The sequence below is a fragment of the Geodermatophilus dictyosporus genome (genome assembly GCF_900115505.1).
Taxonomy (GTDB): domain Bacteria; phylum Actinomycetota; class Actinomycetes; order Mycobacteriales; family Geodermatophilaceae; genus Geodermatophilus; species Geodermatophilus dictyosporus.
The window spans coordinates 253,626-278,512 of the sequence record NZ_FOWQ01000004.1; the positions used below are offsets into that span (position 1 = coordinate 253,626).

Genomic DNA, 24,887 nt, shown 5'->3' on the forward strand with positions numbered 1-24,887 from the left:
CGCGCGTACGACAGACTGCCGCCGTGATCGGCGGCGGGCGGTGAACACCACGGTCACCGTCGCCCTCGCCGTCGGGGCGCTCGTCGTGCTGGTGGCCGCGATCGCGCTGCGGCTGGCCGACCGGCTCGGGCTGCCCAGCCTGCTGCTCTACCTCGCGCTCGGCGTCGCGCTGGGGGAGAGCGGCGCCGGCATCCAGTTCGAGGACTACCAGCTCACCCACACGCTGGGGTACGCCGCGCTCGTCGTCATCCTCGCCGAGGGCGGTCTCACGACGCGGTGGGGCGACGTCCGCCGGGCCATCGGACCCGGGCTCACGCTGTCCACGGTCGGCGTCGCCGTCAGCGTGGGTGTGACCGCGGCCGTCGGCGTCTGGCTCCTGGACCTCGACTGGGGCTTCGCCCTCCTGCTGGCCGCGGTCATCAGCTCCACCGACGCCGCCGCCGTCTTCGCGACCCTGCGGCGGCTGCCCCTCCCGCGGCGGCTGGCCGCCTCGCTGGAGGCCGAGAGCGGTCTCAACGACGCCCCGGTCATCCTGCTCGTGACCGTGCTGGCCGAGTCGCTCACCGGGGCGGCGACCCAGCCGTGGTGGCTGGTCGGCCTGGTGGTGGCCGCCGAGCTCGCCGGAGGTGCCGTCATCGGCGTCGGGATCGGCTTCGGGGGCGCCGCGCTGCTGCGCCGGGTGGCGCTCCCCGTCGCCGGCTTCTACCCGCTGGCGACACTGGCGCTCTGCGTGCTCGCGTACTCGTCGGCGACGCTGGCGCACACCTCCGGCTTCGTCGCGGTCTACCTCTGCGGGCTGGTGCTGGGCAACGCCCCGCTGCCGCACCGGGCCGCGAGCATCGGGTTCGCCGAGGGCATGGCCTCGCTGTCCCAGATCGGCCTGTTCGTGCTGCTGGGGCTGCTCGTCTCGCCGAGCCGGCTGCCCGAGGCGATCGGCCCGGCGCTGCTGGTCGGCGGGGCGCTGCTGCTGCTCGCCCGGCCCCTGTCGGTCGTGGCCAGCCTGGTGTGGTTCCGCTTCCCGTGGGCGCAGCAGGCCTTCATCTCCTGGGCCGGCCTGCGCGGGGCGGTGCCGATCGTCGCGGCCATCATCCCGCTGACCGAGGAGGTCCCCGGGGCGACGAGGGTCTTCGACACGGTCTTCGTGCTGGTCGTCGTCTTCACCCTCGTGCAGGGGTGGTCGCTGCCGTTCGTGGCGCGGCGGCTGCGGATCGCCACCCCGGTCACCCCTCGCGACGTGCAGGTCGAGGCGGCGCCGCTGGAGGAGCTCGACGCCGAGCTGATGCAGATGCGGGTGCCCGAGGGCTCCCGGCTGCACGGCGTCTACCTGCCGGAGCTGCGGCTGCCCGAGGACGCCGCGGTCGTGCTGATCGTCCGCGACGGCCGCTCGTTCGTCCCCGACCGCACGACCCGGCTGATGCGCGGCGACCAGGCGCTGCTGGTGTCGGCCCGCCGCTCCCGTTCGGAGGCCGAGCGGCGGCTGCGCGCGGTCAGCCGTGCCGGACGGCTGGCCTCCTGGCGCGGCGAGCAGGGCGCGGCGACCGAGGCCGACTAGGGACGAGGACCCCGCGCTGCCGGCCCTCCTGCCGGGGCCCGCCCCGAGCGTGCGAGTGGGGCAGGAAGGCCCCTCCTCAGCCGTTGAGCTCCAGCGTGCGGGTGGTCTCCTCGCGGACGGCGGCCAGCAGGGCCGGGTCGGCGGAGAGGTCGCGGCCGTAGGAGGGGATGGCCTCCTCGAGTGCCGGTCGGCGGGCGGCGACCCGGTCGGGGAAGCACCGCTCGACCAGGGTGAGCATGGCCGAGACGGCGGTCGAGGCACCCGGCGAGGCGCCGAGCAGCCCGGCGATGGAGCCGTCGGAGCCGACGATCAGCTCGGTGCCGAACTGCAGCACGCCCTTGCCCGTCCTGGGGTCGGCCTTGATGACCTGCACCCGCTGGCCCGCGGTGATCATCTCCCAGTCGCCCTGCTCGGCCAGCGGCACGAACCCCTGCAGCGTGCGGTGCTTGGCGCTGCGGGAGGCCAGCACCTCGGTGACGAGGTACTTGGTCAGCTCCAGCTCCGTGCGGGCGACGCCGAGCATGGAGCCGAGGTTGTTCGGCTTGACCGACAGCGGCAGGTCGAGGACCGACCCCGCCTTGAGGAACCTCGGCGACCAGCCCGCATAGGGGCCGAACAGCAGCGAGTACTCGCCGTCGACCAGGCGCAGGTCCAGGTGCGGCACCGACATCGGCGGCGCTCCGACGGCGGCCTGGCCGTAGACCTTGGCCTGGTGCTTGGTGACCAGCTCGGGGGAGCGGGTGCGCAGGAACTTGCCGCTGACCGGGAAGCCGCCGAAGCCGCGGATCTCGGGGATCGCGGCCTTCTGCAGCAGCGGCAGCGCGCCACCGCCGGCGCCGACGAAGACGAACCGGGTGCGCAGCGTGCGCTCCTCGCCGGTGCGCCGGTCGGTCACGGTGACCTTCCAGCGGCCGTCGGGCAGCCGGTCGAGGTCGGTGACCCGCTGAGAGGTGTGCACCTGCACGCCGCGGGCCTCACCCTGGGCGAGCAGCAGCCGGGTGAGCGCGCCGAAGTTGACGTCGGTGCCGGCCACCGACCGGGTCGCGGCGACGACCTGCTGCGGGTCGCGGCCGTCCATGACCAGCGGCACCCAGGAGGCCAGCTCGGCCGGGTCGTCGGTGTACTCGAGGCCGGCGAACAGCGGCTCGGCCGACAGGGCGGCGTGCCGGTTGCGCATGTAGGTGCGGCCCTGCTCGCCGGTGACGAAGCTGACGTGCGGGACCGGCGTGATGAAGTCCTTGGGCGAGCCGGTCAGCCCGGTGCGCACCAGGTGCGACCAGAACTGGCGCGAGACCTGGAACTGCTCGTTGATCGCTCGCGCCTTGGTGGTGTCCACCCGGCCGTCGGCGCCCGCCGGCGTGTAGTTGAGCTCGCACAGCGCGGCGTGGCCGGTGCCGGCGTTGTTCCACGCGTCCGAGCTCTCGCCGGCCACGTCGGCCGCGGACTCGAACACGGTGACGCTCCACTCGGGGGCGAGGACACCGAGCAGCGACGCCAGCGTCGCGCTCATGACGCCACCGCCGACGAGGACGACGTCGGGGTCGGTGGCTACAGCGAGGTCGGTGGACACGACTGCCTTCCTGACGTGGACGTGTGCCGTCTCCGACCATCGGCGGGAAACGACCCGGACACGCCTCGGTTCGGGTGTGAGATGCGTCCACACCCCTGTGAGATGTCTCACCTCCGGCTCGAGTGGCAGCGGCAGCCAGTGTCCGCACCGGCCCTCGGCCCCGCCGCGGCTATCGTCGGACGACCCCGCAGTGCCCCCACCCGCGAGCAGGAGACCCGGCCCTGAGCGACGAGCCCGCGCAGCCGCCCGCCGTCCCCGAGGGGACGACGGCGCCGGTCCGCCGTCCCCGCACGCGGCTGCTGCTCACGCTCGCCGCGGTGGTCCTGCTGGCCGACCTGGCCACCAAGCTGCTCGTCGTGGCCACCATCGAGCCCGGTGCGGACGTCCGCGTGCTCGGCGGGCTGGTCTACCTGACCCAGGCCCGCAACACCGGCGCCGCCTTCTCCTTCGCCGAGGGCTTCACGGTGGTGTTCACCCTCGTCGCCGTCGTGGTCGCCGTGGTGATCGTCCGGACGGCGCGGCGGCTGGCCTCGCTCGGCTGGGCGGTGGCCCTGGGCCTCGTGCTCGGCGGCGCGGTGGGCAACCTCGTCGACCGCGTCTTCCGCGACCCCGGCTTCCTCCGCGGCGGCGTCGTCGACTTCGTCTCGGTCTTCGCGCCCGACGGCGAGGTCTACCCGATCTTCAACCTGGCCGACTCGGCCATCGTCTGCGGCGGCGTGCTCGGCGCCGTGCTGGCCCTGCGCGGCATCGAGTTCGACGGCACTCGCGGCGGCGACCGCGGCACCGACCGCGGGGACGACGCGGTCGCCCGCGACTGACCGCCGCGACCTGGGACGATGACGGACGTGACCCCCTCCGGCCTGCACCGCGCGCTGCCGGTCCCCGACGGGCTCGAGGGCCAGCGGGTCGACCAGGCCCTGGCGCGGCTGTTCGGCCTGTCGCGCGCGGTCGCCGCCGAGCTCGCCGACGCCGAGAAGGTGTGGGTGGACGGCCGCGCGCGCGGCAAGGGCGACCGGCTCACCGGCGGCAGCTGGCTGGAGGTGGAGCTGCCCCCGCCGCCGGGCGAGCCCCCGGCGCCCGAGCCGGTGCCCGGGCTGACCGTCGTCCACGACGACGACGACGTCGTGGTCGTCGACAAGCCGGTCGGCGTGGCCGCGCACCCGAGCCCCGGCTGGGAGGGGCCCACGGTCGTGGGCGGGCTGGCCGCGGCCGGCTACCGCGTCTCCACCTCCGGCGCCCCGGAGCGGCAGGGCGTGGTGCACCGCCTGGACGCCGCCACCACCGGGCTGATGGTCGTGGCCAAGAGCGAGCGCGCCTACACCGTGCTCAAGGCCGCGTTCAAGGAGCGGACGGTCGACAAGGGCTACCACGCGCTCGTGCAGGGCCACCCCGACCCCTCGCGCGGCACCATCGACGCCCCGATCGACCGCCACCCGCGGCACGACTGGCGCTTCGCCGTCGTCAGCGGCGGGCGGCCGTCGGTGACGCACTACGAGGTCGTCGAGGCCTTCCCCGCGGCCAGCCTGGTCGACATCCACCTCGAGACCGGGCGCACCCACCAGATCCGCGTGCACTTCTCCGCGATGCGCCACCCCTGCGTCGGCGACGCCACCTACGGCGCCGACCCCACCCTCGCCGCCCGGCTGGGCGTCTCGCGGCAGTGGCTGCACGCGGTGCGGCTGGGCTTCGCCCACCCCGCCGACGGGCACTGGGTGGAGTTCACCAGCGCCTACCCGCCCGACCTCGCCGGCGCGCTGGCCGTGTTGCGCGCCGAGTCCTGAGGCGGTGTCCCTCACCCGGTGAGCACCGCCCCGTGACCGCGCTGCCCGACGAGCTCGCCGCCTTCGGGCCGGCGGCGCTGTCGGCCGTCGTCGTGGCCGGCTACCTCGTGGCCGGCGAGCCGCTGGTCGGGCACGTGCTGCACCGCCGGTTCGAGGGGCGGCTGCGCACCGACGCCTCCGCCCGGCGGTCGTTCTACCGGCGGCTGCTGGTGCTCGAGTGGGGGCTGGCGGTGCTCGCCGTCGTCCTGTGGCTGTCCGCCCCGGGTGTGGACGCCGCCGCGGTCGGGCTGGTCTGGCCCACCGGCTGGCCCGGGCCGGTGACCGGGACGGCGACGGTGCTGGTGCTCGTGCTGTCGTTCGTCTCGGTGCGCGCGCTGCGCGGCGGGGCGCTGGTGCGGGCGCAGCGGCCGGGCGAGGGCCGGCACGCCGAGCCGGAGGGGCACGCGACCCTGGCGCTGCTGCCGCGGACGCCGGCGGAGCGGCGGCTGTTCGGCGTGGTCGGGGTGACCGCCGGCGTGTGCGAGGAGTGGCTCTACCGCGGCTTCTTCCTCGCCGTCGTGGCCGCGGTGGGCCCGGACCTCCCGGTGCCGGTGCTCGTGCTGGTCGCGGCGGTGGCCTTCGGCCTGGCGCACGCCTACCAGGGGCTGCCCGGCGTCGTGCTCACCGGCGTCCTCGGCGGGGTGTTCGCCGCGCTCTACCTCGACACCGGCTCGCTGCTGCTGCCGGTGCTGCTGCACGCCGCGGTGGACCTGCGCTTCCTGCTGGTGCCGGCCTCGGCGCTGCCCGGCGGGCTGCCCGCGCCCCGGGCGGCCGGGGGAGCGGCCGCGTGACCGGCCGGCCCACCGCCCGCGTGGCCGGCCCCGCCGACTGGCCCGAGGTGGTGGCGCTGCGCACCCGGGTCTTCGTCGAGGAGCAGGGCGTGCCCCCCGAGGTCGAGCAGGACGGCGCCGACGCCACCGCCGTGCACGCCGTCGCCCTCGACGCCGAGGGGCGGGTGGTGGCCACCGGCCGGTTGCTCGAGCGCGGCGGGCGGGCGGTGGTCGGCCGGATGGCGGTCGACGCGGCCGCCCGCGGCGGTGGCCACGGCGCCGCGGTGCTCGCCGAGCTGCACCGGCAGGCCGCGGCGCGCGGCCTGTCCGAGGTGGAGCTGCACGCCCAGGTCACCGCCCGCGGCTTCTACGAGCGGGCCGGCTACACGGCCGTGGGCGGTGAGTACGAGGAGGCCGGGATCGTGCACGTGACGATGCGGCGCGCGCTGTGACCGGCGACTCCCCGCCGGTCGAGACACGTCCTGTCAGACCCTCGGCGTAGACAGTCCCCAGTGCGAGGATCGGTGCACCGGCCCGGGCCGCCGTCGGTCGTCGCACCGCACCGCCCGGTCTTCCCCGCCGGTCGCCCGCCGGAGCACCCGACGGCTGGGCCAGCACGACCCGTGAGGAGCGCCGCAGCACCGTGAGCAGCCCAGGCCATCGAGCAGCGACCGGCTCGTTCGTGCACCTGCACACCCACACCGAGTACTCGATGCTCGACGGGGCGGCCAAGCTGCCCGAGGTCACGAAGGCCGCCGCTGAGTACGGCATGCCGGCGCTGGCGATGACCGACCACGGCAACGTGTTCGGCGCCTACGACTTCTACAAGCAGGCCAAGGCCGCCGGCGTGAAGCCGATCATCGGCATGGAGGGCTACTACACGCCCGGCTCGCGGTTCGACCGCGCGCCGTTCGACTTCGGCGACAACCTCGTCGACGAGGACGGCGAGGGCGGCTCCTCCCGCGGCAAGGCCGCCTACACGCACATGACGCTGCTGGCCCGCACCACCGAGGGGATGCACAACCTCTTCCGCATCTCCTCGATGGCCAGCCTCGAGGGCCAGTACCGCAAGCCGCGCTTCGACCGCGACCTGCTCGAGCGCTACGGCACCGGCCTGATCGCCACCACCGGCTGCCCGTCGGGCGAGGTGAACATGTGGCTGCGCGCGGGCAAGTACGACCGGGCGCGGCAGGCCGCCGCCGACTTCCAGGACATCTTCGGCAAGGGCAACTTCTACGCCGAGCTGATGGACCACGGCCTGACCATCGAGCAGAAGACCCGCCCGCAGCTGGTGCAGATCGCGCAGGAGCTCGGCATCCCGCTGCTGGCCACCAACGACCTGCACTACACGCGCAAGGAGGACGCCGAGGCCCACGACGCGCTGCTGTGCATCCAGACCGGCGCCCGGCTCAACGAGACCAACCGCTTCAAGTTCAACGGCGACGGCTACTACCTCAAGAGCGCCGAGGAGATGCGGGCGCTGTTCCCGGGTGACCTGGCCGCGGCGTGCGACAACACGCTGCTGGTCGCCGAGCAGTGCGAGGTGGAGTTCACCGAGGGCGCCGACCTGATGCCCCGGTTCCCGCTGCCGCCGGGGGAGGACGAGACCTCCTGGTTCGTCAAGGAGGTCGAGCGGGGGCTGCACAAGCGCTACCCGAACGGCATCCCCGACCACGTGCGCAAGCAGGCCGACTACGAGGTCGGGATCATCACGCAGATGGGCTTCCCGGGGTACTTCCTCGTGGTCGCCGACTTCATCAACTGGGCCAAGGACAACGGCATCCGCGTCGGTCCCGGCCGCGGCTCGGCGGCGGGCTCGCTGGCCGCCTACGCCATGGGCATCACCGACCTCGACCCGCTGCAGCACGGGCTGATCTTCGAGCGGTTCCTCAACCCCGAGCGCGTCTCGATGCCCGACGTCGACATCGACTTCGACGACCGCCGCCGCGGCGAGGTCATCCAGTACGTCTCGCAGAAGTACGGCGAGGAGCGGGTCAGCCAGATCGTCACCTACGGCACCATCAAGGCCAAGGCCGCGATCAAGGACGCCGCCCGGGTGCTCGACCGGCCCTACTCGGTGGGCGACGAGCTGACCAAGCTCATGCCCCCGGACGTGATGGGCAAGGGCATCCCGCTCACGGGGGTCTTCGACCCGGCCCACCCGCGCTACAAGGAGGCCGCGGAGTTCCGCGCCCGCTACGAGTCCGACCCGGGCGCGGCCGAGGTGGTCGACCAGGCCCGCAAGCTCGAGGGCCTCAAGCGGCAGTGGGGCGTGCACGCGGCCGGCGTCATCATCGGCCGCTTCCCGCTGATCGACTCGATCCCGATCATGCGGCGCGAGGCCGACGGCGCCATCATCACGCAGTTCGACTACCCGACCTGCGAGACGCTCGGCCTGCTGAAGATGGACTTCCTGGGCCTGCGCAACCTCACGGTCATCGACGACGCGCTGCGCAACATCGAGCTCAACGGCAAGGAGCCGATCGACCTCGACGAGATCAGCAAGGACCTCACCGACAAGGCCACCTACGACCTGCTGGCCCGCGGGGACACCCTCGGCGTCTTCCAGTTCGACGGCGGGCCGATGCGCTCGCTGCTGCGGCTGATGCGGCCGGACAACTTCGAGGACATCTCCGCCGTCGGCGCGCTCTACCGGCCCGGCCCGATGGGTGCGAACTCGCACACCAACTACGCGCTGCGCAAGAACGGCCAGCAGGAGATCACGCCGATCCACCCCGAGCTGGCCGAGTCGCTCGAGGACATCCTCGGCGGCACCTACGGCCTGATCGTGTACCAGGAGCAGGTCATGGCGATCGCGCAGAAGGTCGCCGGGTACTCCCTCGGCAAGGCCGACCTGCTGCGCCGCGCCATGGGCAAGAAGAAGAAGTCGGTCCTCGACGCGGAGTTCGTCGGCTTCGAGGCCGGCATGAAGGAGCGCGGCTACTCCGACGCGGCGATCAAGACCCTGTGGGACATCCTCGTCCCGTTCGCCGACTACGCGTTCAACAAGGCCCACTCGGCCGCCTACGGCCTGGTCAGCTACTGGACCGCCTACCTCAAGGCCAACTACCCGGCCGAGTACATGGCCGGACTGCTCACCAGCGTCGGCGACGACAAGGACCGCCGGCCGATCTACCTGGCCGAGTGCCGGCGCATGGGCATCAAGGTCCTCCCGCCCGACGTCAACGAGTCCTCCTGGGACTTCACCGCCGTCGGCACCGACATCCGCTTCGGCCTGGCGTCGGTGCGCAACGTGGGTACCAACGTCGTCGAGTCGATCGTCCGGGCGCGCGAGGAGAAGGGCGCGTTCAAGGACTTCGCCGACTTCATGCGCAAGATCGACACGGTCGCCTGCAACAAGAAGGTGGTCGAGTCGCTGGCCAAGGCCGGTGCCTTCGACTCCCTCGGCCACTCGCGGCAGGGCATCGCCGCCATCCACGCCCAGGCCGTCGACGCCGCCATGTCGCTCAAGCGCAAGGAGGCCGAGGGCCAGTTCGACCTGTTCGGCAGCTTCGGCGGCGACGGCGGCGGCGACGACCCGTTCGGCGGTGCGCTCGACATCGCCGTCCCGACGGCGGACTGGTCGAAGTCCGAGCGGCTGGTCTTCGAGCGCGACATGCTCGGCCTCTACGTCTCCGACCACCCGCTGCACGGCGTCGAGCACGTCCTCGCCGCCAACGCCGACACCCCGATCGCGGAGATCAACGCCGGCGGGGTCGAGGACGGCGCCAACGTCACCATCGCCGGCATCCTGACGTCGGTCGCCCCCCGGACCAACAAGCAGGGCGCGCCCTGGGCGATCGCGACGCTGGAGGACCTGGAGTCCGGCATCGAGGTGCTGTTCTTCCCCAAGACGTGGGCCGAGGTGTCGGAGAAGGTCGTCCGCGACCAGATCGTCGTGGTCAAGGGCCGGATCAGCCGCCGTGACGACCAGCCCTCGCTGTTCGGTTCCGAGGTGACCATCCCGGAGCTCACCGAGGGGCCGCGCGGCCCGGTGCTGGTGCAGATGGCCGCGGCCCGCTGCACGCCGCCGGTGGTGGAGCGGCTGCGCGAGGTGCTCGGCAGCCACCCGGGCACCACCGAGGTGCACCTCAAGCTGGTCAACGGCGGCCGGGAGACGGTCCTGCGGCTGGACCAGGGGCTGCGGGTCCGGCCGAGCACGGCGCTGATGGGCGACATCAAGGCGCTGCTGGGGCCCACCAGCGTCGCGCTCCTGTGAGCGTGTCCCCGGACGGACGGGTTCACTGGGGGCCGTGAGCAGTCCCTCCCCGGTCCCCGACGGCCCGGCGGTGTCCCGCGGCGGGCCTGTCCACGGCGGCCACGTGCACGGCGGTGCGGCGCACGGCGGCCTCGCGCACGGCGGCTCGGTGGTGCCGGTGGTCGTCGCCGCGGCGGCCCCCGCCCGGTGGGCCGGGTGGCGGGACGAGCTGCGGTCGGACCTGCGCGGCGCCGCGGTGTGGGCCGGGCTGCTGGCGCTGTGCGGGCTGCCGGCGGGCCTGCTGTGGGTGTGGCTGGCGCCGCGGGCCCGCTTCGAGGTCGTCGAGGGCGGCGCGGTGCCGGTCGGGCGCCCGTCGGCGGAGCTGCTCGTGGGCGACGACGTCGTCCTGGTGCTCGTCCTGGCCGGCCTGGGGCTGCTCGCCGGCGGGGTGGCCTGGGCGGTGCGCCGTCGCCGCGGCGTGGCCTGGCTGGTCGCCACGGCGCTGGGGACCGCGCTCGCCGGGGTGCTGGCCTGGCGGCTGGGGGAGGGGCTGGCGCCGGGTCCCACCGCGGCGCAGCTGGCCGACGTCGGCGCGCGGGTGACCACCGGCCTGGAGCTGTCCTCGCTGCCCGCGCTGGCGGTCGCGCCGTTCTGCGCGCTGCTGGTCTACGTCGTCGCCGCGCTGTTCGCCGCCGGTGACGACCTCGGCCGCGGGTGACGTGCCGGAACGGCCCGCCTGCAGGGTCCCGCCGCGAGCCCGCGAGTGGTGGGGGGGCAGGGGGTCCTTCCAGAGGGCAGGGGGTCCTTCGACTAGTTGAGGCCGAGCGGGCCGGCGAACTGGTGCAGCGGGGCCGGCACCGCGCCCACCGTCTCCAGCAGGGTCAGCTCCCGGCGCAGCATCCGGGCCTCGGCCACCAGCCGGCGGCGGGTGGCCGACTCGGCCAGCAGCGCCTGGCGGTCCTCGGTGGTCAGCAGGGCCGCCGAGGCCACCAGGTAGGACAGCGCCCGGGGGTCGCCGGCCACCGCCTCGAGCAGCGTCTCCGCGCCGGCCAGCTCCTCGGCCTCGCCGGCCGCGGCGGTCTCCTCCACCCCGGTCTGCAGCGCGGCGACCGCGGCGACGTAGCGGGTGAACAGCCCGCCCACGCCGCGCTCCAGCACGCCGAGCGACCCGCTGGCCACCTCACGCACCAGGCCCTCGTCCAGCCCGGGCCCGCCGGCGGCCGGGGAGCCCAGGACCTGCTCCTGGTCGCCGGCCGCCTCCTCGGCGGCCTCCTCCTCGGTCAGCCACTCCACCTCGGCCTGCAGGTAGGGCTTGTCGTCCGCGGCCTCGCCGCCGACGACGACGTCGAGCAGCCGGAAGCGGTTCCCGCCCACGGTCATGATCCGGAACCCGCCGTCGGGCTGCGGCCGCACCACCTGCAGCTCCGCGGTGCAGCCGACGTCGTAGAGGGCCTCGGCCGGTGCCACCCGCTCGACCTCCCAGCCCTGGCGGATCGCGACCACACCGAAGCGCCGGCCGCCGTCCTCGGGCAGGGCCAGCAGGTCGCGGACCAGCGCCCGGTACCGCGGCTCGAACACCTGCAGCGGCAGCACGATCCCCGGGAACAGCGGCGACCCGAGCGGGAACAACGGGATGAGGTCGCCCACGCCGCGAGCCTACGGGCGTCGGCACCGGCCCGGCGGCGGTGACGAGCGGCTGCGCCGCCGCCACTACCCTGGAGATCTCCCCGAACTCTCCCCGGAGGTCCCCGTGCTCGCCCGCATCGACCTGCGCGGTTCCGCGCTGCCGGGGGTCCGTGACCTGGCCGGCCTGCTGCCCCGCGCCGCCACCGACATCGACTCGGTGCTGGCCACCGTCCGTCCGCTGTGCGAGGACGTCCGCATCCGTGGCGCCCAGGCGGTCCGCGAGATCACCGCCCGCCTCGACGGCGTCGACGCCGAGGACTTCACCGTCCCACCCGCGGCGCTGCGGGCCGCCCTCGACGGCCTCGACCCGACGGTGCGCGCCGCGCTGGAGGAGTCGATCGCGCGGGTGCGCCGCGTGCACGCCGACCAGGCCCGCACCGACGTCACCACCCAGGTCGTGCGCGGCGGCACGGTCACCGAGCGGTGGCTGCCCGTGCGCCGGGTGGGCCTCTACGTGCCCGGCGGGCTGGCGCCGCTGCTGTCCAGCGTGGTGATGAACGTCGTCCCCGCACAGATCGCCGGCGTCGAGTCGATCGCTGTGGCCTCGCCGCCACAGCGGGACAACGGCGGGCTGCCCGACCCCGGCGTGCTGGCCGCGTGCGCGCTGCTCGGCGTCACCGAGGTGCACGCCGTCGGCGGGGCGCAGGCGATCGCCGTCTTCGGCTACGGCGCGGGCGCCTGCGAGCCCGTCGACCTGGTCACCGGACCGGGCAACGTCTACGTCACCGCCGCCAAGCGGCTGCTGCGCGGGCTGATCGGCATCGACTCCGAGGCCGGCCCCACCGAGGTCGCCATCCTCGCCGACGACACCGCCGACCCGGTGCACGTCGCCGCCGACCTGATCAGCCAGGCCGAGCACGACCCGCTGGCCGGCGCGGTGCTGGTGACGACGAGCGAGGAGCTCGCCGACGCCGTCCTCGACCTCGTGCCGGCGCAGGTCGCGGCCACCAAGCACTCCGACCGGATCCTCACGGCGCTCGACGGCAGCCAGTCCGGGATCGTGCTGGTCGACGACGTCGACGCCGGCCTCGCGGTGGTCGACGCCTACGCCGCCGAGCACCTGGAGATCCAGACCCGCGACGCCCGCGCGGTGGCGCTGCGGGTGCGCAACGCCGGCGCGGTGTTCGTGGGCGCCTGGTCGCCGGTCTCGCTGGGCGACTACATCGCCGGCTCCAACCACGTGCTGCCCACCAGCGGCTGCGCCCGGCACTCGTCGGGCCTGAGCGTGCAGTCGTTCCTGCGCGGCATCCACGTCGTCGAGTACGACGAGCAGGCCCTCGCCGAGGTGGCCGGGCACGTCGACGCGCTCGCCCACGCCGAGGACCTGCCCGCGCACGCCGCCGCCGTCCGGCTCCGGCAGCGCTCGTGACGGCCACTCCCAGGACGTCGCCGGACGAGCTCCCGCTGCGGCCGGAGCTGCGCGGCCGCACGCCCTACGGCGCCCCGCAGCTGCAGGTCTCGTACCGGCTCAACACCAACGAGAACCCCCACCCGCTGCCCGACGAGCTGCTGGCCACCCTGGGCGAGGCGCTGGGACACGCGGCGGTCGACCTCAACCGCTACCCCGACCGCGACGCCGTCGCCCTGCGCGCCGACCTCGCCGCCTACCTGTCCCGCGGCGGCGCGCCGATCGAGCCGGCGCAGGTGTGGGCGGCCAACGGCAGCAACGAGGTGCTCCAGCAGCTGCTGCAGGCCTTCGGCGGCGCCGGCCGCACCGCCCTGGGCTTCACGCCGTCGTACTCGATGCACCCGATCATCTCGGCCGGCACCGGGACGGCGTGGGTCGACGGCCACCGGCGCGCGGACTTCACCATCGACGCCGCGCAGGCCGTCGCCCAGGTGCGCGAGGTCCGCCCCGACGTCGTCTTCGTGACCAGCCCGAACAACCCGACGGGCACCGCGGTCGCGCTGGAGACCGTCGAGCAGCTCCACGACGCCACCGAGGGCATGGTCGTGGTCGACGAGGCCTACGCGGAGTTCGCCCGCACCGGCACGCCGTCGGCGCTCACCCTGCTGCCCGGCCGCCCGCGGCTGGTGGTCAGCCGCACGATGAGCAAGGCGTTCGGCATGGCGGGGCTGCGGCTGGGCTACCTGGCCGCCGACCCCGCCGTGGTCGACGCCGTGCAGCTCGTCCGGCTGCCCTACCACCTGTCCTCGCTGACCCAGGCCGCCGCGCGGGCCGCGCTGGCGCACACCGACGCCCTGCTGGCCACCGTCGACGCGGTCAAGGACCAGCGCGACCGGATCGTCGCCGCGCTGCCCGGGCTGGGCCTGACCAGCGTGCCCAGCGACGCCAACTTCGTCCTGTTCGGCCGCTTCGCCGACGCCCCCGCCGCCTGGCGGGCGCTGCTCGACCGCGACGTGCTGGTGCGTGACGTCGGCATCCCCGGCTGGCTGCGGGTCACGGCCGGGACGCCCGCGGAGACCGACGCCTTCCTCGCCGCGCTGACCGCCGTCGCCCCCGACCACCGCCTGGGAGACTGAGACCATGAGCCGCACCGCCCGCGTCGAGCGCGCCACGAGCGAGACCAAGCTGGTCGTCGAGCTGGACCTCGACGGCACCGGGAAGAGCTCGGTCAGCACCGGCGTCGGCTTCTACGACCACATGCTGACCGCGCTGTCGCGGCACAGCGGCATCGACCTCACCGTCCGGGCCGACGGCGACCTGCACATCGACGCCCACCACACCGTCGAGGACGTCGCCATCGCGCTCGGCCAGGCCTTCGGCGAGGCGCTCGGGGACAAGCAGGGCATCACCCGCTACGGCGACGCCACGATCCCGATGGACGAGGTGCTCGTGCAGGCCGCCGTCGACCTGTCGGGCCGGCCGTACCTCGTGCACGCCGAGCCCGAGACCATGACGCCGGTGATCGGGCCGGACTACCCGACGTCCCTGACCAAGCACGTGCTCGAGTCCTTCGCGTTCAACGCGCGGATCACCCTGCACGTGCGGGTGCTCTACGCCGGTCGCGACGCGCACCACATCGTCGAGGGTCAGTTCAAGGCGCTGGCCCGGGCGCTGCGCACCGCCGTCGCGATCGACCCGCGGGTCGCCGGCGTGCCCTCCACCAAGGGCGCGCTCTAGGTGTCCTCCGGCGCCGTCCTCGTCGTGGTCGGCGGGTTCCTGCTGGGCGGCGCGTGGAGCATCTGGCGGGCCGACCACGACACGAAGGGCCGCACCGGCCCGCAGGTCGTGTTCGCCGTCGTGCTGCTGGTCGCGGCGCTGCTGGCGACGGCGTCGGGGATCCTGCGGTTGATCTGAACGGCGACCGCCGCTTCCGGGACCTGGTCCTGGCCGACCCGGTGGTCGCCGCGGTGCTGGACCGGGCGCCGGCGCTCGGCGTGGGGGAGTGGTGGCTCACCGCGGGAGCGCTGTCCAGGCGGCGTGGAACGGGCTCACCGGCCGGCCTCCGGGCACCGGCGTCCGCGACGCCGACCTCTTCTACTGGGACGGTGACACCTCCTGGGACGCCGAGGACGCGGTCATCCGCCGGGCCGCGGAGCTGTTCGCCGACGTGCCGGTACCGGTCGAGGTGCGCAACGAGGCGCGGGTGCACCTCTGGTACGCCGACAGGTTCGGGACCGCGGCACCGGCGCCGTTCACCGACTGCCGGCAGGCGATCGACTCCTTCGCCGCCGTCTGCTGCGCCGTCGGCGTGACCGTGGCCGACGGCGGCCCGCGGCTGTACGCGCCGTACGGCCTCGACGACCTCCTCGGCATGGTCGTGCGGCCCAACCCGCACAGCCCGGCGCCGCGGCACGTCTACGAGACCAAGGCTGCCCGCTGGCAGGCCGTGTGGCCCGAGCTCACCGTGCTGCCCTGGGACCGCTGACGTGGGCGGCTCAGGACGCGGGCACCGGGAGGGTGACCTCCTCGGTGCTCCCGGCAGTGGTCACCACGCGGTCGCGGCCGCCGCGCTTGGCGCGGTAGGCGGCCGCGTCGGCGGCGGCGTGCAGGGCCGTGGCGTCGGGGGCGGTGGCCGTGGCGACGCCGACGCTGAGGGTCGCGCCGAGCGCGGCGTCGTCGGAGCGGACCCGCGTGCGCAGCCGCTCGGCGATGGCGGCCGCCTCGGGCATCGAGGTGGCCGGCAGCAGGAGGGCGAACTCGTCGCCGCCGAGGCGGCCGGCGACGTCGCCGGGGCGGGTCAGGCCGGTGAGGGTGGTGCCCACCAGCTGCAGGACGCCGTCGCCGGCGGGGTGGCCGAAGGTGTCGTTGACGGTCTTGAACGAGTCGACGTCGACGATGAGCAGGCTGACCGGGTGGTCGGCCGCGGCGCGGCGCACGTGGGCCTCCAGCTGCTCGTGGAAGGCGCGGTGGTTGAGCGTCCCGGTGAGCCCGTCCCGCCGGGCGAGCGCGGCGATCTCCCGCGCGTAGGCGGCGGTGCGCTCGTAGGCGCGGACGTGGTTGGCCGAGGCGAAGGCGCAGGTGCCGGTGGCCACGGCCAGCGCCAGGACGCCGACGAGCAGGTCGGACGGGCGCAGGCTGCCGTCGACCAGCCCCATCGTCAGGTAGCCGGCGACGATCGTCGTCCCGGCCAGCGCCACGCCGATCGGCGGGTAGGCGAGCGCGGCGTGCGCCAGGAGGACGAAGAGGAACAGCACGTAGGGGCTGGTCGTCCCGCCGTCGAGCAGGCACAGGACGATCACCAGCGCGATGCCGGCGGCCTCCCAGGTGTCGTAGAACAGCCGCCCGCGGGGGTGCCGGACCAGCCGCTGGACCGGGACCAGCAGCAGCAGGGGTGCGGGGACCGCGACCGCCAGCGCGATGGGCACGATCACCGCGGCGTTGGGCACACCGGTGGTGATCCAGGTGCGCAGCAGCACGATGGCGGGCAGCACCACGCAGAGCACGACACCGCCGATCGTGTGCCGGCGCCAGAAGGTGACGCGCTCCTCGTCCTCCGCCAGTGGTCGCATGACCGGCTCATCGCCCGGTCCGAGGGGACCCTTGAGCCGGGCCGTCCGGCGCTCACCCCGCAGGGTGGGTCGGTCCGCGGTGTCACCCGGGAATCCCGCCGGGGCGCCCGGTGCTGCTCGGTACCGTGGCAGGCGTGAAGAAGGTGGTCGTCCTCGACTACGGGTCGGGCAACCTGCGGTCGGCCGAGCGGGCCCTGAGCCGGGTCGGCGCCGACGTCACCGTGACCGCCGACCGGGACGCGGCGCTGGAGGCCGACGGCCTCGTCGTCCCCGGGGTGGGCGCCTTCGCGCACTGCATGCGGGAGCTGCGCGCCGTCGGCGGGCCGCGCACCATCGGCCGCCGGCTGGCCGGCGGGCGCCCGGTGCTCGGGATCTGCGTGGGCATGCAGGTGCTCTTCGAGCGCGGCGTCGAGCACGGCCACGACGCCGAGGGCTGCGGCGAGTGGCCCGGCACGGTCGAGCAGCTGGCGGCGCCGGTGCTGCCGCACATGGGGTGGAACACCGTCTCCGCACCCGAGGACAGCGTGCTGTTCGCGGGCCTGGCCGGCGAGCGCTTCTACTTCGTGCACTCCTACGGCGTGCGCGAGTTCCCCCTCGGCCAGGACGGCCCGCCCTCGCGGCTGGCCCCGCCGAAGGTGACCTGGGCCGAGCACGGCGACCGGTTCGTCGCCGGCGTGGAGAACGTCGCGCTGTCGGCCACCCAGTTCCACCCCGAGAAGAGCGGTGACGCCGGCGCCCAGCTGCTCACCAACTGGCTCCAGAGCCTCTGAGGGCGGCGGCCCCCTCGCAGGGACCCGCGCCGAGCGGAGCGAGGTGTGGGGGGCGAGGGGGTCCTTCCACTACTGGAGGGGGACGGGCGGCTGCGCCCACCAGGGCGCGTCGACCACCTCCACCCGCCGCACCCACTTCACCCACCAGTAGCCGCGCCGGCCCGGCGCCACCAGCCGCACCGGCGCCCCGTGCCCGGTCGACAGCGGCCGGCCCGCGCAGTGGGTGGCCAGCAGCAGCGACCCGGCGTCGGCCAGCGGCAGCCGCCGCCGGTACCCGGTGACGCCGACGACGTCGACGCTGCCGCCGTCGGGCAGGTCCAGCCCGGCCAGCAGCCGGTCCAGCCGCACCCCGCGCCACTCCTGCTCGGCGTACCACCCGCCGGTGCAGTCGAGGACGGCGGTCACGCCGTCGCCGCGGTCGAGCTCGGCGGCGCGCAGCCGGGTGGTGCGGCCGCCGGCGACCAGCTCGAGGGTGTCGCCGGGGTCGTCGGGGACGGTGTCGGTGAACCACTGGGTGACCGGCATCGCGGCCGGGTCCCCGCTGCCGCGCTCGTGCGAGCCGGTGCCGCGGCGCCGCCCGCCCGGCGCGCCGGTCAGTCGCAGGCCGCCCTCCACCGCGCCCCATGCCGCCACCGCGCCGACCGCCAGCCCGCCGGCGCGCAGCAGCGCCCGCCGGGACAGGTCGGTCCGCCGCGGCCGCTGCCGGCTGCCGGCGACGTGCACGACCAGCAGCGCGCCGGTGCCCACGCCCACGGCGACGTGCACCAGCAGCACCCCCACGCCGCCCAGGGACGCCGCCTGCCCGGCGACGGTGTGCGCGACGCCGGTGACCAGCGTGAGGACCACCAGGACGGCCAGCGCCCACGCGGCGGTGGGGTCGCGGCGGCCGACGGTGCGGGTCCGCGACCGCCGGACGACGACGGTCTTCCACGGCACCAGCAGCAGCAGGCCCAGCCCCGTAGCGCCGTGCGCGGCGGTCACCAGCCGGGCGGGCAGCGGCGTCCCGACGCCGAAGGCGAGCACCCCGGTGCCCGTGGCGAGCAGCAGGAGGGCGAGCAGGCCGAGGTTGGTGCGCCGCCCGGCGCGACGCGGGAGGTGCACGGCCGGCATCCCCGGAGTGTCCCCCTGCCCGACCTAGGGTGACCCGGTCCCGGCCCGGTCGAGGAGGACCCGTTGCCCGCCGCCCGTCCCCCCGTCCCCGAGCGGGGGCTGCTCGCCCCGCTCCTCGCGCTGGCCCTGCTGGCCGGGCTGGCGGCGTGGAGCGTGCTGGCGCTGCAGCCGCCGTCGCCGGCGCCGGCCGACGCGCCGGCACCGTCGTTCAGCGCGGCGCGGGCGTTCGAGCACGTCGAGCGGTTCGCCGCGGAGACGCACGTGGCGGGCAGCGACGCGCACCAGCGGGTGGTCGACGGGCTGGTGTCCGTGCTCACCGACCTGGGCCTGGACACCCGCGTGCAGAACGCCGTCGGCGCCTCGGCGTCGGGGCCGGGAGCGGCGGAGATGGCACGGGTGCGCAACGTCGTCGCCGTCCTGCCGGGCACCGAGCCGACCGGGCGGCTGTTCCTGGTGGCGCACACCGACTCCGTCGAGACCGGCCCCGGTGCCAGCGACGACACCGCCGGCGTGGCCACCCTCCTGGAGACGGTGCGGGCGCTGGGGGAGGGCCAGCCGCTGCGCAACGACGTCGTCGTGGTGCTCACCGACGCCGAGGAGGCCTGCCTGTGCGGTGCGGAGGCGTTCGCGGCCAGCCACCCGCTGGCCCCGCAGGGCGGCGTCGTGCTCAACCTGGAGGCGCGCGGCACCACCGGCCCGCCGATCACGTTCGAGACGTCCCGGGGCAACACGGGCCTCGCCGCGCGGTACGCGGCCGCGGCACCGCACCCGGTGGCCAGCAGCTTCGCCGTCGAGGTGTACCGCACGCTGCCCAACGACACCGACTTCAGCGTGCTGCTGGCGCGCGGCTTCACCGGCCTCAACACCGCCTTCATCGACGGCAACGCGGCCTACCACACGCCGCAGGACACCCCCTCCCGGCTGGACCGGGGCACGCTGCAGGCGCTCGGCGAGAACACCCTGGCGCTGACCCGGGAGCTCGGCGACGCCGACCTGACCGACCTCGCCCGGCCCGGCGACGTCGACGCCACCTACTTCCCGCTGCCGTCGGGGCTGGCCCGCTACCCCGGGTGGCTGGTGTGGCCGCTGGCCGGGGCGGCGGTGCTCGGGGTGGCCGCGCTGGCCGTCGTCGACCGGCGGCGGGGCTCCTCGCTGCCGCGGACGCTGCTGGGGACCGCGGCCGCCGTCGTCCCGCTGGTGCTCGGGCCGCTCGGCGTGGTCGGGCTGTGGCAGCTGCTGGTGCTCGTGCGGCCGGGGTACGCCTCGATGCTCGACCCGTGGCGGCCGGGGTGGTTCCGGCTGGCGGCGGTCGCCGTCGTCCTGCTCGTGGTGCTCGCCTGGTACGCGCTGCTGCGGCGGCGGCTGGGCGCCCCGGCGCTGCGGACCGGCGCGCTGGCGCTGCTCGCCGTCCTCGCCGTCGTCCTGGCGGCCCTGGCGCCGGGCGGCTCGTACCTGGCGGCGCTGCCCGCGCTGGCGGGGGTGCTCGCGGGGCTGCTGCCGGTGTGGTCGCGGCCGCTGCGGCTGGTGGGCGGGCTGGTCGCGGGGGCGGTCGCCGTCGTCGTGCTGGCGCCCACGGTGTCGCTGTTCTTCCCGGCCCTGGGGCTGGCCGGCGGGGCGGCGCCGGCGGCGGTGACGACGCTGCTGGTGCTCGCGCTGCTGCCGGTGGTCGAGGAGCTGTCCCCGGCCGGTCCCGGGCGGCTGCGCGCGCTCGCGGTGCCCGGCGTGGCCGCGGTGCTGGTGGTCGCGCTGACCGTCGTGGGGATCGCCGTCGACCGGTTCGACCAGCAGCACCCGGTGCCCAGCCAGCTGGTGTACGCGCTGGAGGCCGACACCGGTGAGGCGTGGTGGGCCAGCACCGAGTCGCAGCCGGGGGAGTACACGTCGCGCTACGTCGGCACGCCGCGGACGCTGCCGCACGACTACCCCTACCTCGCCGGCGGCGCGGTGGCGGTCGGGCCGGCGGAGGGAGCCGACCTGCCGCCGTCGACGGTCGAGGTGCTCGAGGACCGGGTCGCGGACGGCCGGCGCACGGTGACCGTGCGGGTGCGGCCGCAGCGCGACGTCCGGCTGGTCGTGCTCGACCTCCGGACCGACGGCGGGCGGGTGGTCGCGGCCCGCGCCGAGGCCCGGGACGTGCCGGACGCCGCGCTCGGTCAGGACCGTCTCTGGCTGACCTTCCACGCGCCGCCGCAGGCCGGCGTCGAGGCCACCGTCACCGTGGAGGGCGGCGGACCGCTGTCGCTGCGGGTGGTCGACGGCAGCGACGGGCTGTCCGGCCTGCCGGACTTCGAGCCGCGGCCGCCCGGCGTCGACGCGGCGGGCACGCACAGCTCCGACCTCGTCGTCGTGGGGGCGACGACGGACCTCGGCTGACGGATCGACGGTCCCGCACGGCCTCCGGGTCCGTCGGAGGACACCCCGCCCGGGGGAGTGCGTGGGAGCCCGCTCGAGACCGTGCACCACGTGGACGTGGACGTGGACGTGGCGCGGGTCGGAGCGGGCACCGGACCGTCGCCGCGTCCGCTCCCGCGCACGACGGGCCTCCCGGCACGGGTCACCGGGGCGGGTCGGCGGGGGTCGGCGACCGCCAGGGCGCACGCCACTCCGGGGCCTCCCAGCCGTCCATCACGTAGATGCGCTCGCGGACCACCTTGTCGCCGCGGAAGTCGAGCAGCTGCACGCCGTAGCTCCAGGTGGCCCCCTGGTCGTAGCTGGCTGACAGCTCGACCACCGTGAAGTCCTCCCGAACGGTCACCCGGCGGATGTGGAAGCGCAGGTCCGCCTCGGGAACGGGGTACTGCCGGCGCCACTCCGTGAACGTCGTGCGGCCCTCGAAGCGCTCGCCGCTCTGCGGGAACTCCAGCACCGCGTCCTCGTGGTACAGCTCCTCGGCGCGGTCGACGTCGGCGCCGACGTACTCGAAGAAGCGGTCGAGCTTGGCGCGCAGCACGTGCTCGTCCATGACGCTCTCCTCCCTGCAGGTCCGGGACTCCCGGTGCGGCGATCGATCGGCGGCCGACGGGTCCGGGGGCGGGCAGTGACCAGCCAGACGATGGCACCGAACCGGACGCCGCCGGGAGCGGTGTGCGCGTGACTGCCGCGGCGGGGGAGTGGCGGCCGGCGCGCCGGTCGGCCGGTGGACGTCCCGCTCCAGGCCGCCCTGCGCCGTGGGGATCGGCTCCCAGGAGCGCAGCTCGCCGACCGTGGACACGGCCGAGGCCCCCACGCACGGCGGGCAGGGCTCCGGCGTCGTGACCGGTGTGGGGTCCTCGTACCCCTCGCGGGGGTCACGCCGCCGGCCCGGCCGGCTGCCCGTCCTGAGCGGCTCCCGGATCGGAACGCGGCCGACCGGATCCATGAGAGGCCTCTCATCCGACTCTCACGGGTCCGTCACCGGCCCGGCCGAGTCTCAGCGGTGTGCGCTCCCGCCTGCTGCTCGCCGTGCTGGCCGGCCTCGCCGTCGTGCTGCTCGCCGGTGGGACGGCCTGGGCGCTCCTCGGCGGGTCCGGCGAGCGCGACGGGGCGGGGCAGACCTCGGTCCCGGCGCCGATCGACGTCCCGGCCCGCGACACCCCTGCCGACCCGCCCGCCGACCCACCTGCAGACCCGCCCGCCGACGGCGGGCCGCCGGCCGACACCGTGCCCGCCCCGGCGCCCGCGCCGCAGCCGACCGACGTCGTCCCCCCACCGCCGCTGTCCGACGACGACGATGACGATGACGATGACGACGACGCAGGGGACACCGACGACGGGGGCGACGGTGACGACGACGGGAACGACTGAGCACCGGACGACGGCCGGCTGGCGCGAGCGCACCCGGCGACGCCTCGCGCCCCGGGCCGCCCGCACGCGGATCATCGGCTGGGTCCTGCTGATGGTCCTCATGGCGCTGGCCGTGGTCACCCTGGTCACCTGGCAGCTGCTCGTGCGCGCCACCAACGAGCGCATGGACGTCGCGCTGACCGCCGAGGTCGGCGAGTTCCGGCGGATCATCGAGGGCAACGTCGACCCCCGCAGCGGCGAGCCGTTCAGCACGGTGGCCGACGTCCTGCAGACGATGATCACCTACAACCTCGCCCGGCCGAACGAGAAGTTCCTCGGCTACGTCGACGGCGAGTACCGCTACCAGAGCCGCATCGAGGCGCCCGTCCTGCTCAGCGAGGACACCGCGTTCACCGAGCTCGTCGCCTCCGTCGAGGAGACGACGTCGGGCCGCTACGCCAGCGGGGCGGGCGAGGTGCGCTACCTCGCCGTCCCGGTGACGCTGGAGGGCGACCCGTCGCGGGGGGTGGCCGTGGTCGCCTACTTCGCCGACCAGGAGCGCCAGGCCGCCGACGACACCGCCACGCTCATGCTCGGCGTCGGCGCCGCGACGCTGCTGCTCGCCGCGGCCGGCGCGTGGGTGGTCGCCGGGCGGGTCCTCGCGCCGGTGCGCGCCGTCGCCACCACCGCGCAGGGCATCACCGAGACCGACCTGTCCGGGCGCATCCCCGTCGACGGCCGGCCGCCCGACGAGCTCACCGACCTCGCCGTCGCCGTCAACGCCATGCTCGACCGGGTCGAGACCGGGGTGGCCGCCCAACGCCGGTTCCTCGACGACGCGGGCCACGAGCTGCGGACGCCGATCACCATCGTCCGCGGCCACCTCGACGTGCTCGACCCCGCCGATCCCGACGACGTCCGCCAGACCGTCGCCCTCGTCGACGACGAGCTCGAGCGGATGAACCGCATGGTCTCCGAGCTGCTGCTGCTGGCCCGCGCCGAGCAGCCGGAGTTCGTGCGGCCGCAGCCGGTCGACGTCGCCGAGCTCACCGCCGAGGTCTTCGGGAAGGTGCAGCGCCTGGGCGACCGCGACTGGCAGCTCGGGGCCCTCGCGCGCGCCGACCTGCTGCTCGACCCGCAGCGGCTGACCCAGGCCGTGGTCGCGCTCGCCGACAACGCCGCCCGCTACACCCGGCCCGGCGACCGCATCGTGCTGGGCAGCCGGCTCACCGGCGGCCGGCTGCTGGTGTGGGTCGACGACACGGGGCCGGGGATCGCCGAGGCCGACCAGGCGCGCGTGTTCGAGCGCTTCGCCCGCGGCAGCTCCGGTGCCCGCCGCAGCGACGGCGCGGGCCTGGGCCTGTCGATCGTGCAGGCCATCGCCGCCGCGCACGGCGGCCGCGTGGAGCTGCACAGCCGGCCCGGCGACGGGTCGACGTTCACCCTCGTCCTGCCGGCCCGCCCCGCCCCGCCGCGGGACGCCGGCACCGACGCCGACCCGGACGCCGGGTTCGGCGCCGTCCCCACCGCCGACACCGTCGACGACTCGCTCCCCACCCCGCCGTCGGCCGGGGCGAGGGCCGAGGTGCCGGCGGCCCCGACCGAGGGAGGAGCCCGGTGAGCCGGGTGCTGATCGCCGAGGACGAGCCGCGCATCGCCGCGTTCGTCGAGAAGGGCCTGCGGGCCAACGGGTTCGCGACCGCGGTGGTCGGTGACGGGCTCACCGCCCTCGACCGCGCCCGCAGCGGCGAGTTCGACCTCGTCGTCCTCGACATCGGCCTGCCCGTTCTCGACGGGTTCGCCGTCCTGCGCGCCCTGCGCGCCGAGCGCTGCTCGGTGCCGGTCATCGTGCTGACCGCACGCGACAGCGTGCAGGACACCGTGGCCGGGCTCGAGGGCGGTGCCGACGACTACGTGCCCAAGCCCTTCCGCTTCGAGGAGTTGCTCGCGCGCGTGCGGCTGCGGCTGGCCGGCGCCCGCCAGGGCGAGGTGACCGTGCTGTCGGTGGGCGACCTGTCGCTGGACCTGCGCACCCGGCGGGCCAGCGTGGGTGGCCGCACCGTCGACCTCTCGGCCCGCGAGTTCGCCCTCGCCGAGACCTTCCTGCGCCACCCCGGGCAGGTGCTGGCGCGCGAGCAGCTGCTCAGCCACGTGTGGGGCTACGACTTCGACCCCGGCTCCAACGTCGTCGACGTCTACGTGCGCTACCTGCGCAGGAAGCTCGGTGCGGAGCGGATCGAGACGGTGCGCGGCATGGGCTACCGCCTCGCCGCCGCCTGAGCCGAGTCGAGCCGGCACCCGGCGTGCCACGGCCCCGGTCCCTCCGTGGGGACCGGGGCCGTGGCGCGTCGTGCGGCTCAGGCGTCCGGGGAGTCGTCCGGGGTGAGCGTGTCGTCGGGCGTGACGGTGTCGGGGGTCTCGCCGGGGGTGTCGACGGCGCTCTCGGCCGGCGAGTCCGCGGTCTCCGGAGAGGCGTCGGCCGGTGCGGCGTCGGCCGGGGCGGCGTCGGCGGGCGCGGTGTCCGGGGTGCTGTCCGGGGTGTCGTCCACGGCGGCCGGGGCGACGGCGGCCGGCGGCTGGCTCGTGCCGCCGTCGTCGCCGGCGGTGGCGACCCCGACGCCAGCCAGGCCCAGGCCGGTGAGCGCGGTGCCGAGGGTGACGATCTTCCAGGTGGCGGGGCGAGTGGTCATGGTGGTGTTCCTCCTCGTTCGGTGCTGTCCCGGTGTCGTCGT

The 24,887-nt window shown here is 75.4% G+C and carries 23 protein-coding genes; 17 read left to right on the forward strand and 6 right to left on the reverse strand.

All coding sequences use genetic code 11. From position 1 onward, the window contains the following. Window positions 1-40 precede the first annotated feature (40 nt). Entirely contained in the window at window positions 41-1,552 is a 1,512-nt protein-coding gene (locus BMZ33_RS11885) for a potassium/proton antiporter (protein WP_091110427.1), read from the forward strand. A 76-nt stretch (window positions 1,553-1,628) separates the two neighbouring features. Here the strand turns inward: BMZ33_RS11885 and mqo are convergent, their stop codons facing one another. Next, window positions 1,629-3,122: a malate dehydrogenase (quinone) gene (gene mqo / locus BMZ33_RS11890; protein WP_091110430.1), complete on the reverse strand. Its 1,494-nt coding sequence runs from the start codon at window positions 3,120-3,122 to the stop codon at window positions 1,629-1,631. A gap of 317 nt (window positions 3,123-3,439) precedes the next feature. Here mqo and lspA point away from each other — a divergent pair, with 317 nt between their 5' ends. The 6 genes from lspA (at window position 3,440) to BMZ33_RS11920 (ending at window position 10,628) form a co-directional block, all read left to right on the forward strand. Beyond that, on the forward strand, window positions 3,440-3,940 hold the full coding sequence (gene lspA / locus BMZ33_RS11895) for a signal peptidase II (RefSeq protein ID WP_244524274.1): 501 nt from the start codon (window positions 3,440-3,442) through the stop codon (window positions 3,938-3,940). Between the two features lie 18 nt (window positions 3,941-3,958). Continuing rightward, window positions 3,959-4,903, forward strand: a complete 945-nt coding sequence (locus BMZ33_RS11900; protein ID WP_091110432.1) for an RluA family pseudouridine synthase — start codon at window positions 3,959-3,961, stop codon at window positions 4,901-4,903. A 32-nt stretch (window positions 4,904-4,935) separates the two neighbouring features. Then, window positions 4,936-5,733, forward strand: a complete 798-nt coding sequence (locus tag BMZ33_RS11905) for a CPBP family intramembrane glutamic endopeptidase (protein ID WP_091110435.1) — start codon at window positions 4,936-4,938, stop codon at window positions 5,731-5,733. Then, entirely contained in the window at window positions 5,730-6,164 is a 435-nt protein-coding gene (locus BMZ33_RS11910; protein ID WP_091110437.1) for a GNAT family N-acetyltransferase, read from the forward strand. The genes BMZ33_RS11905 and BMZ33_RS11910 overlap by 4 nt, the downstream gene beginning before the upstream one ends. A gap of 191 nt (window positions 6,165-6,355) precedes the next feature. After that, entirely contained in the window at window positions 6,356-9,931 is a 3,576-nt protein-coding gene (gene dnaE, locus BMZ33_RS11915; RefSeq protein WP_169064213.1) for a DNA polymerase III subunit alpha, read from the forward strand. A gap of 34 nt (window positions 9,932-9,965) precedes the next feature. Continuing rightward, complete coding sequence (locus BMZ33_RS11920) at window positions 9,966-10,628, forward strand: hypothetical protein (RefSeq protein WP_136697284.1); 663 nt, start codon at window positions 9,966-9,968, stop codon at window positions 10,626-10,628. Between the two features lie 92 nt (window positions 10,629-10,720). Here the strand turns inward: BMZ33_RS11920 and BMZ33_RS11925 are convergent, their stop codons facing one another. Continuing rightward, window positions 10,721-11,557, reverse strand: coding sequence for an LON peptidase substrate-binding domain-containing protein (locus BMZ33_RS11925; protein ID WP_091110445.1), 837 nt, complete (start codon window positions 11,555-11,557; stop codon window positions 10,721-10,723). A 103-nt stretch (window positions 11,558-11,660) separates the two neighbouring features. Here BMZ33_RS11925 and hisD point away from each other — a divergent pair, with 103 nt between their 5' ends. From hisD to BMZ33_RS11945, 5 genes are all read left to right on the forward strand, one after another. Then, a complete protein-coding gene (gene hisD, locus BMZ33_RS11930; RefSeq protein ID WP_091110448.1) occupies window positions 11,661-12,965 on the forward strand; it encodes a histidinol dehydrogenase in 1,305 nt (434 codons plus the stop codon). Beyond that, on the forward strand, window positions 12,962-14,080 hold the full coding sequence (locus BMZ33_RS11935; protein ID WP_091110450.1) for a histidinol-phosphate transaminase: 1,119 nt from the start codon (window positions 12,962-12,964) through the stop codon (window positions 14,078-14,080). Before hisD ends, BMZ33_RS11935 begins: the two co-directional genes overlap by 4 nt. Window positions 14,081-14,084: 4 nt before the next feature. Then, on the forward strand, window positions 14,085-14,681 hold the full coding sequence (gene hisB, locus BMZ33_RS11940; protein WP_091110452.1) for an imidazoleglycerol-phosphate dehydratase HisB: 597 nt from the start codon (window positions 14,085-14,087) through the stop codon (window positions 14,679-14,681). Beyond that, window positions 14,682-14,858, forward strand: a complete 177-nt coding sequence (locus BMZ33_RS23275) for a hypothetical protein (RefSeq protein ID WP_169064214.1) — start codon at window positions 14,682-14,684, stop codon at window positions 14,856-14,858. Between the two features lie 91 nt (window positions 14,859-14,949). Beyond that, window positions 14,950-15,429 (forward strand): nucleotidyltransferase family protein, encoded by a 480-nt coding sequence (locus BMZ33_RS11945; RefSeq protein ID WP_169064215.1) that lies wholly within the window; start codon window positions 14,950-14,952, stop codon window positions 15,427-15,429. Between the two features lie 10 nt (window positions 15,430-15,439). Here BMZ33_RS11945 and BMZ33_RS11950 read toward each other — a convergent pair whose 3' ends face one another. Then, window positions 15,440-16,513 carry a GGDEF domain-containing protein gene (locus BMZ33_RS11950; RefSeq protein WP_091110455.1) on the reverse strand — a complete coding sequence of 358 codons (1,074 nt, stop codon included), beginning with the start codon at window positions 16,511-16,513 and terminating at the stop codon, window positions 15,440-15,442. A 134-nt stretch (window positions 16,514-16,647) separates the two neighbouring features. Between BMZ33_RS11950 and hisH the strand changes: the two genes are divergently transcribed. Then, window positions 16,648-17,283 (forward strand): imidazole glycerol phosphate synthase subunit HisH, encoded by a 636-nt coding sequence (gene hisH, locus BMZ33_RS11955; protein ID WP_091110955.1) that lies wholly within the window; start codon window positions 16,648-16,650, stop codon window positions 17,281-17,283. A gap of 69 nt (window positions 17,284-17,352) precedes the next feature. On the opposite strand, the gene BMZ33_RS11960 is transcribed toward hisH, so the two are convergent. After that, window positions 17,353-18,384, reverse strand: coding sequence for a molybdopterin-dependent oxidoreductase (locus BMZ33_RS11960; RefSeq protein ID WP_169064216.1), 1,032 nt, complete (start codon window positions 18,382-18,384; stop codon window positions 17,353-17,355). 72 nt (window positions 18,385-18,456) lie between these two features. Between BMZ33_RS11960 and BMZ33_RS11965 the strand changes: the two genes are divergently transcribed. Next, a complete protein-coding gene (locus BMZ33_RS11965) occupies window positions 18,457-20,766 on the forward strand; it encodes a M20/M25/M40 family metallo-hydrolase (protein ID WP_091110460.1) in 2,310 nt (769 codons plus the stop codon). Window positions 20,767-20,947: 181 nt separating this feature from the next. Here the strand turns inward: BMZ33_RS11965 and BMZ33_RS11970 are convergent, their stop codons facing one another. Then, window positions 20,948-21,355, reverse strand: coding sequence for a nuclear transport factor 2 family protein (locus BMZ33_RS11970; RefSeq protein ID WP_091110462.1), 408 nt, complete (start codon window positions 21,353-21,355; stop codon window positions 20,948-20,950). Window positions 21,356-21,810: 455 nt separating this feature from the next. Here BMZ33_RS11970 and BMZ33_RS11975 point away from each other — a divergent pair, with 455 nt between their 5' ends. Genes BMZ33_RS11975 through BMZ33_RS11985 form a run of 3 tightly spaced genes read left to right on the forward strand, consistent with a single transcriptional unit; the run spans window position 21,811 to window position 24,435 of the window. Continuing rightward, window positions 21,811-22,176 carry a hypothetical protein gene (locus BMZ33_RS11975; protein ID WP_091110465.1) on the forward strand — a complete coding sequence of 122 codons (366 nt, stop codon included), beginning with the start codon at window positions 21,811-21,813 and terminating at the stop codon, window positions 22,174-22,176. Next, the gene (locus BMZ33_RS11980; protein WP_169064217.1) at window positions 22,154-23,776 is read left to right on the forward strand and encodes a sensor histidine kinase; all 1,623 of its coding nucleotides are present in this window, start codon (window positions 22,154-22,156) and stop codon (window positions 23,774-23,776) included. Before BMZ33_RS11975 ends, BMZ33_RS11980 begins: the two co-directional genes overlap by 23 nt. After that, a complete protein-coding gene (locus BMZ33_RS11985; protein ID WP_091110469.1) occupies window positions 23,773-24,435 on the forward strand; it encodes a response regulator transcription factor in 663 nt (220 codons plus the stop codon). Before BMZ33_RS11980 ends, BMZ33_RS11985 begins: the two co-directional genes overlap by 4 nt. 77 nt (window positions 24,436-24,512) lie before the next feature. Here the strand turns inward: BMZ33_RS11985 and BMZ33_RS11990 are convergent, their stop codons facing one another. Then, window positions 24,513-24,845: a hypothetical protein gene (locus BMZ33_RS11990; protein WP_091110471.1), complete on the reverse strand. Its 333-nt coding sequence runs from the start codon at window positions 24,843-24,845 to the stop codon at window positions 24,513-24,515. Window positions 24,846-24,887: the final 42 nt, after the last annotated feature.